At 31.0% G+C, this 7,428-nt stretch carries 7 protein-coding genes, 1 pseudogene and 1 other annotated feature; of the genes and pseudogenes, 6 read left to right on the top strand and 2 right to left on the bottom strand.

Annotated elements, in window-relative coordinates; genetic code table 11:
* Nucleotides 1-239: 239 nt before the first annotated feature.
* Nucleotides 240-1,457: an MFS transporter gene (locus RWN11_RS06280; protein WP_314160907.1), complete on the bottom strand. Its 1,218-nt coding sequence runs from the start codon at nucleotides 1,455-1,457 to the stop codon at nucleotides 240-242.
* A gap of 73 nt (nucleotides 1,458-1,530) precedes the next feature.
* Entirely contained in the window at nucleotides 1,531-1,965 is a 435-nt protein-coding gene (locus tag RWN11_RS06275) for a helix-turn-helix domain-containing protein (protein WP_314160906.1), read from the bottom strand.
* A 208-nt stretch (nucleotides 1,966-2,173) separates the two neighbouring features.
* On the opposite strand from RWN11_RS06275, the gene RWN11_RS06270 reads away from it, so the two are divergent.
* The 6 genes and pseudogenes from RWN11_RS06270 to RWN11_RS06245 all read left to right on the top strand — a co-directional run.
* Nucleotides 2,174-3,067, top strand: a complete 894-nt coding sequence (locus tag RWN11_RS06270) for a membrane protein insertase YidC (RefSeq protein WP_314160905.1) — start codon at nucleotides 2,174-2,176, stop codon at nucleotides 3,065-3,067.
* 134 nt (nucleotides 3,068-3,201) lie between these two features.
* Nucleotides 3,202-3,273 (top strand) — a sequence feature (ribosomal protein L21 leader region).
* A gap of 19 nt (nucleotides 3,274-3,292) precedes the next feature.
* Nucleotides 3,293-3,601, top strand: coding sequence for a 50S ribosomal protein L21 (gene rplU, locus RWN11_RS06265; protein ID WP_003144981.1), 309 nt, complete (start codon nucleotides 3,293-3,295; stop codon nucleotides 3,599-3,601).
* A gap of 2 nt (nucleotides 3,602-3,603) precedes the next feature.
* Nucleotides 3,604-3,933: a ribosomal-processing cysteine protease Prp gene (locus RWN11_RS06260; RefSeq protein WP_314160904.1), complete on the top strand. Its 330-nt coding sequence runs from the start codon at nucleotides 3,604-3,606 to the stop codon at nucleotides 3,931-3,933.
* A 5-nt stretch (nucleotides 3,934-3,938) separates the two neighbouring features.
* Nucleotides 3,939-4,220 carry a 50S ribosomal protein L27 gene (gene rpmA / locus RWN11_RS06255; RefSeq protein ID WP_003145565.1) on the top strand — a complete coding sequence of 94 codons (282 nt, stop codon included), beginning with the start codon at nucleotides 3,939-3,941 and terminating at the stop codon, nucleotides 4,218-4,220.
* 220 nt (nucleotides 4,221-4,440) lie between these two features.
* Nucleotides 4,441-6,075: a Na/Pi cotransporter family protein gene (locus tag RWN11_RS06250; RefSeq protein ID WP_314160903.1), complete on the top strand. Its 1,635-nt coding sequence runs from the start codon at nucleotides 4,441-4,443 to the stop codon at nucleotides 6,073-6,075.
* Between the two features lie 239 nt (nucleotides 6,076-6,314).
* Nucleotides 6,315-7,428, top strand: a pseudogene (locus tag RWN11_RS06245) (polyribonucleotide nucleotidyltransferase); the annotation flags it as partial.

The raw sequence follows: 7,428 nt of genomic DNA, 5'->3' as shown, positions 1-7,428 counted from the left end.
CAATGTTGAAATTCGAAAGTATTAACTTCGAACTTCCAGCAATGGCTCTTGCAGCTATCAGTGGTGTGTTATTAAATGCATTCTTACCAAAAGAAGATAAAAAGTAGAAATTAATTAAATAGTCAGTAACTTGTATTAATAAGTTACTGACTATTTTTTGTATAAAACAATATTGTAAATTAATAAGTAGATTATATTTATAATAGTAAAGTATATTTCTAAGTAGAAATTATGATATTTTAATCTCTTATTTCTAGCAATTTTGAAAAACTAGGTAAATTCCTAATATTTTTATTGAATAACCAAAATAGAAAAATACTAAAAATTAATAAAGAAGTAATAATTATAATAGTTTTAATACTGTATTTTATACTTAATACTCCTGCTAATAAAGCTCCTAGCGGGCTAAATGCTATAGATAAACCAATCATAGTGGACATAGCTACATCTAATTTATCTTTACTTATGATGCATTGAATCATTGTTTGAGAATATGTGTTTAAAATCCCAATCAATATCCAGCCAAAAAGAAATAATGAAAAATTGATAATTTTGTTTGTAATAGAATTATTGTTAAGTATGCTAAGTGCTCCCCAAGAAAGACCGATACCTAGTGTAAATGTAGTGTATAAAACGCTCAATCTTATATTTTTTAATATTTTGCTGTTAGAAAGAAAGGCTCCTATTAGTATCCCCAATCCAGATGCACTGAGTAAAATTCCATAAAAATAACTAGTTTCTGAATACTCAGGAAGTAGTGTTAGTAACGAACTGGTAGAAAAATTAATTATTATAATTCCAATTAATAATGGTTTTAATAATGGTGTATTCCAAATTTTTATACCGCTACTTAATTTTGTAAAGTAATTTTCTTGTACAGTATTAGTATTTTTAGATAAATCATTTGATAGGAATATGAATATAGCACTATTGATAAAAAATGTAATGCTATTTATAATGAACGCATATATTGTCCCAAAAACTGTTATAATAAATCCGCCTATTGAATTAAAGAATGCATCACTACCTTGATAAGCTATAGAAAATAATGAATTTGCTTTTACTAAATCTTCTTGTTTAACTATTTTTGGAAGTAAGGCAAGTTGAATAGGATAAACTATTTGATTAATGAAACTAATGCAAACGATAAAAATTATTAGCGTAGTAATCTGTAGCTTATTTACGTAGATTAGATAAGTAATAGCGAGTAATATTATAGCTTGAAATAACTGTGAAATAATTAAAAACCTCTTCACATTAAATTTACTGATTAGTGGCGAGATAAATATTTGCAATATAGCGGTAAATGAGATTAAAAATAAAGTAATACCACTATAAAAGGTAGATTTAGTCAAGGTATAAATTAAAGTTAGAGTAGCTATTGAATATATGCTATCACCAAAGTTGGTAATTAAGCGCCCAAATAGTAAAGTTAAAAAGTTTTTATTTTTAAACATAGAGTCCACGTCCTTCTGTAAAATTTTTAAACGATAAAAAATATTTGACAGTTGATGTATTATTTTACAGCTCTTAATGAGCTGTTGAAATAATACTAATACTAACACTATTTTTATTATCTGAGGAGAATTTCTTTTCTAGTTTTTTAACTTCATTCCAGAAATCTTCCATGTCTTCTTTATTTATATTAAAATTAACTGAAGTGTTGTTAAATAAGTCGTTAAAGATACTAGGTGAAGGTACAAATGCCTGTGCAGTTGGTAGATAGTATTTTTGGATTATACCATTTATTGTATCTGTATCAACCACTTCGATAAAATTATTTTCCTCTAGAATATTAAGGTGATAGTGTATTTTAGTTCTATTAATTTTTAATAGTTTAGCTAGTTGTTTTGAGTTTTTCTTTTCAGTACCGAGTGTTGTAAGAATACTTATTCTTAGAGGATCAGAAACGACCTTTAGTTTCTCGATATCTGTTATATATAGTATATCTTTAATGATAATCATCCCTTTCTTACTAATATTATATAACTAATTTCTTCAACTGTCAATTTATTTTAAACGTTGTAATTGTATTTTTTATAATTTTGTTAAATTTAATGAAGTTTAGTTAAACAATAGTTTGACTACCTCTTTTATATTTGATATAATTTACTAGGTATATTAGTTAGTAAGAACTTACTAAAACTACAAGAAGAAATAAAAATTAAGGAGAATGAAATTGAAAAAACTATCAGCAATTTTATTAGGTTTGCTTGGAATGATAACATTGTCAGGTTGTTCAGCGTATGACAGATCTGGCACGTTTTATGAAACGTTCGTAAAACCGATGGATATATTTTTAGCAAAAATTTATGAGTATACAGGAAGTTGGGGTTGGTCAATTGTAATTATAACACTGATTATCAGATTATTAGTACTTCCATTTATGCTACACAACTATAAAGTACAAAATAAGGCAAGAAAAGGGCAAGAATTAGCTCGTCCTGAATTAGAAGTTGTACAGAAAAAACAACAAGCTGCCAAAGAAAAAGAAGCTAGAGCTATCTCTAATGAAGAAAAAATGCAAGCACGTAGTGAACTTATGGAACTACAAAGAGAACAAATGGCTATCATGAAAAAATATGATGCGATGCCTATAAGTTTAGGTGGTTGCTTACCAATTCTTATTCCTTGGCCGTTCTTAATGGCGATATTCTACACGCTAACAAATCCATTATATTCAGCAGGAATTATTGATTCTACGTTCTTAGGCGTGTTTAACCTTGGTACACGTTCATATACATTACCGTTAATCGCCTTTGTTGTATATGCAATCCAAACTAAACTAACTATGAAAATGATGCCTCAGTCTACACAACCAGGAGCAGAACAATATCAAAGCCAAATGCAAATGTTTCAATGGCTATCACCTATAGCGATTACAGCATTCTCATTTTGGGTAGCTGGAGCGGTAGCCGTGTATTATATCGTTGGGGGATTATTCATGATATTCCAAACTTACTTAGGACATGCTTTATATCCACCATATAAACCAGAAAAACAGAAGAAACAAGCTTTTGACCCTGAAAAAGTTACATTAGTTTCTAACAAGAAAAAACGTAAATAGTAGATTAGATCAGTGAACATCAGTATTAAAGTTTGCTGATCTAATTTTTTTCAAAAAAAAGTAAGAAAAGTTATCAATATAGTTGACGTTATGGTATATATGTGTTAGAATTGTATTGTTGTGTAGCTCCTAAATAGCTACTACAACCGCACGTGTAAGGTAAACAAGTGAGAAATCCACCTTATATGGCGAGTCTTAGTAAAAAATATTTAAGGAGGTGCAGATATGTACGCAGTAATTAAAACAGGTGGGAAACAACTACGTGTTGAAGAAGGACAAACAATCTTAGTTGAGAAGTTAGCAGCTGAAGTGGATTCTACAGTTACTTTTGACGAAGTAGTATTAGTAGGTGGAGAAACTACAAAAGTTGGTGCTCCTTTAGTAGCTGGTGCGACAGTAACAGCTAAAGTAGTTGCTCAAGGTAAAGGTAAAAAAATCACAGTATTTAAATACAAACCTAAAAAGAACAATCACCGTAAATTAGGTCATCGTCAACCTTTCACTAAATTAGTAGTTGAAAAAATTAACGCTTAATCATGATTAAGGTGGAAATCGTAAAAGAAGTTGAAGTTATTAGACAAGTAACAGTTGATGGACATGCTGACTATGCTGAACACGGTTCTGATATAGTTTGTGCAGGTGTTTCTGCTGTTGTATTCGGTTTAATAAATGCAGTAGATGAACTAGATGAAGATGTACAGTTTGACATTTCGTCTAACGAAGATGTGACTGGACATTTAACATATAGATCGTTAAAATCTACAGACAAAGAGCAACTTCTACTAAATGCAATGCTAGTTGCATTAAAAACAATTGAAGAAAATTATTCAGATTATATAACTATTGAAGTAAGAGAGGTGAAATAGACATGATGTTACAATTAAATTTACAATTCTTCGCATCTAAAAAAGGGGTAGGTTCTACTAAAAACGGACGTGACTCTGAATCAAAACGTTTAGGTGCTAAAAGAGCTGATGGTCAGTACGTAACTGCAGGTTCTATCTTATACAGACAACGTGGAACAAAGATTTGGCCAGGAACTAACGTAGGAAAAGGTGGAGATGATACACTATTCTCACTAGTTGACGGAGTTGTACGTTTCGAAAGATACGGACGTAGCCGTAAAAAAGTTTCTGTTTATCCACAAGCTTAATAAGCATAATAAAAAGAGGTATTTACTTTATGTAGATGCCTTTTTATTTTGTTAAAATATTAGTGTTTTATAGTTAAAGTATAAAGTAATTAAAGTAAATATTTGTAATAATATTTTAATATTTCTTGTTTCAGATTTTGGTTGTACTTTTAAAATTTATATGGTAAAATTTACTTGTGTGTTATATGATACACGCAACATATACTAGGAGGACAAAAAAGTGTCAGCACTTTGGCAAGAAATTTTATTTTCTTTTTTAGGAGGTCTTGGATTATTCCTATTCAGTATTAAATACATGGGAGACGGACTTCAATTAATAGCCGGGGAGAAAATGCGATATGTTTTAGATAAATATACATCTAAACCGCTTATGGCAGTTTTAGCCGGGATAATAGTTACGATACTTATTCAGTCGAGTACAGGAACGATCGTAATTACTATAAGTTTGGTAGGAGCAGGATTATTAAAAACTAGACAAGCAATAGCTATAGTGATGGGTTCAAATATTGGGACTACGTTAACTTCATTCATTATTGGTTTTAATATTTCTAAATATGCACTTCCTTTGATATTCTTAGGAGCAGCGTTTTTATTCTTTACTCGTGCTAAAATAGTAAATAATATCGGACGTGTAATATTTGGTTTCGGTGGGATTTTCTACGCTTTAAAAATGATGTCTACAGCTATGGGACCGATGAGAGATATGTCGTGGTTCCAGAACGTATTAGCGCATATTAATGATAGTGCGGTAGTAGGGGTAGGAGTAGGTACATTTTTAACAGTACTTATTCAATCTTCAGCAGCAACTATAGCCATTTTACAAAACTTGTATGCAGATGGAGCTTTGACATTAACAGGGGCATTACCAGTATTATTTGGAGATAATATCGGAACAGCGATTACAACAGCTGCATTAGCTATGGTAGGTAGTAATATTGCAGCAAAACGTGTAGCTGCATCTCACGTATTATTTAATGTTATTGGTACAGTAATCTGCTTAATAGCATTAGTTCCTTATGGAGCTTTCATTCAATTTTTAGAAACAACGCTAGGTTTAGAACCGAAAATGACTATTGCATCAGCTCACGGTACGTTTAATATTTTAAATACGTTTATTCAATTCCCGTTTATTAGTTTGCTTGTAGTTCTTGTGACTAAACTTATTCCTGGAGAAGATGAGCAAATTAAATATAGTGCACAATATCTTGATAAATCACTTATTGCAAGTGCACCTGCAGTTGCACTAGGGCAAGTTCAAAAAGAATTTGTAGAGATGCTAATTTTATCTAAGAAAAGTTTACGAAACTCTGTAGAGTACTTTATGAATCGTGATGAACAATTACGAGAAAAAGGGGAAACTTACGAAGATGCAATAAATAATTTTGATGAACAAATGACAGATTACTTAACTCTGTTATTCAGAGAAAAATTAAGTCCTAAAGAAGGGTTAATAGCTTCAACATTACTAGATGGTACTCGTGATGTTGAAAGAATTGGGGATCACGCCAGAGATATAGTATTATCAGTAGATTACCAAATTAGAAAAAAATTGAAATTTTCGGATACGGCAAAAGCAGAAGTACAGGAAATGTATGATCTTTGTAATGATGTAATTTTAAAAACTATAAAATCGTTAGAGGAGAACAACATAGCTTTGGCGGGGGCAGCATTAGCAGCCTGCGAAAATATTTATGCACTTGAAAAAAATGCACGTAAAAATCATACTCAACGTATGAAAGATGGAATTTGTGAGATTCCGGCTGGCGTAGTGTATATGGATCTCATTCAGCATTTTACGCGTGTATGCGAACACACTAGAAATATTCTAGAAAAAGAGATACAAGGTAATTTATAATTATGTCAAATAAACAAAAAATATATATTATATTATTTGTTATTATGTTGTTAATAATATTAGTTTTATATAAATTATATCAATTACAATTAGTTTAGAAATTAATAAACGAAAATATAGAGAAATCAAAGTTATTTCTACTATGTTTTCGTTTTTTTTCTTTGTAAATACTAGTATTCGTGATATAATAAGGTAGTCGATTTATATAAAGTTTAAGAAAATATTGAAAGGAAATAAACATGTTTCAAGATAAAAAAGTTTATACAACACAATGGGCTGGAAAAACATTAACAGTTGAACTAGGTGAAATGGCTCGCCAAGCTAACGCAGCAGTAGTAGTAAAATACGGAGATACTGTTGTATTAACGACAGCTGTTGCTTCAAAAGAAGCAAAAGATGTTGATTTCTTCCCATTAACAGTTAACTATGAAGAAAAAATGTATGCAGTAGGGAAAATTCCAGGAGGATTTTTACGTAGAGAAGGTCGTCCAGGAACAGAAGCGACTCTTGCTGCACGTTTAATCGATAGACCGATTAGACCATTATTTGAAGATGGATTTAGAAACGAAGTACAAGTTATTTCAACTGTATTATCAGTAGAGTATGATTGTGATCCAGTAATGGCAGCAATGCTAGGAAGTTCACTTTCACTATCAGTATCAAATATTCCATTTAAAGGACCTATCGCTGGAGTGACAGTTGGATATGTAGATGGAGAATATGTAATTAATCCAACGGTTGAGCAAATGGAACGTTCTACAGTTGATTTAAAAGTAGCTGGAACAAGTGATGCTATTAATATGGTTGAAGCAGGAGCTAAAGAAGTATCTGAAGAGATTATGTTAAATGCTATAATGTTTGGGCATGAAGAAATCAAACGTCTAATTGAGTTCCAACAACAAATCGTTAACGAAATTGGACAAGAGAAAATGGCAGTTGAGTTAAAAGTTATTGATGAGACTATTTACAATGAAGTACTATCAATGGCATTAGCTCAAATGAAAGAAGCAATTGCTATTAAAGATAAACAAGCACGTGACGAAGCTATTTCTGCTGTTAAAGAAAAAGTTCTTGAAGTATTCGAAGAACGCGTAACAGCCGAAGATGAGTTAGATATTGTTAAAGAAGCAAAATTATCATTAGATAAAATCGTAAAAGATGAGGTTCGTCGTGAAATCACTGAAGATAAAGTTAGACCTGATGGACGTGCATTAACAGAAATTAGACCTTTAGCATCTAGAGTGGATGTATTACCTAGAACACACGGTTCTGCATTATTTACTCGTGGACAAACTCAATCTTTAGGTGTTGTAACATTAGGTAACTTATCAGATGAACAAATCATTGATGATT

It is taken from the genome of uncultured Gemella sp., assembly GCF_963519265.1.
Taxonomy (GTDB): domain Bacteria; phylum Bacillota; class Bacilli; order Staphylococcales; family Gemellaceae; genus Gemella.
This window is presented reverse-complemented; position numbering and strand designations above follow the sequence as displayed.

Excerpts from the sequence above, each read along its gene's own strand:
- RWN11_RS06280 (WP_314160907.1), bottom strand. The coding sequence starts at position 1,457 with ATGTTTAAAAATAAAAACTTTTTAACTTTACTATTTGGGCGCTTAATT.
- RWN11_RS06275 (WP_314160906.1), bottom strand. The coding sequence starts at position 1,965 with ATGATTATCATTAAAGATATACTATATATAACAGATATCGAGAAACTA.
- RWN11_RS06270 (WP_314160905.1), top strand. The coding sequence starts at position 2,174 with ATGAAATTGAAAAAACTATCAGCAATTTTATTAGGTTTGCTTGGAATG.
- rplU (WP_003144981.1), top strand. The coding sequence starts at position 3,293 with ATGTACGCAGTAATTAAAACAGGTGGGAAACAACTACGTGTTGAAGAA.
- RWN11_RS06260 (WP_314160904.1), top strand. The coding sequence starts at position 3,604 with ATGATTAAGGTGGAAATCGTAAAAGAAGTTGAAGTTATTAGACAAGTA.
- rpmA (WP_003145565.1), top strand. The coding sequence starts at position 3,939 with ATGTTACAATTAAATTTACAATTCTTCGCATCTAAAAAAGGGGTAGGT.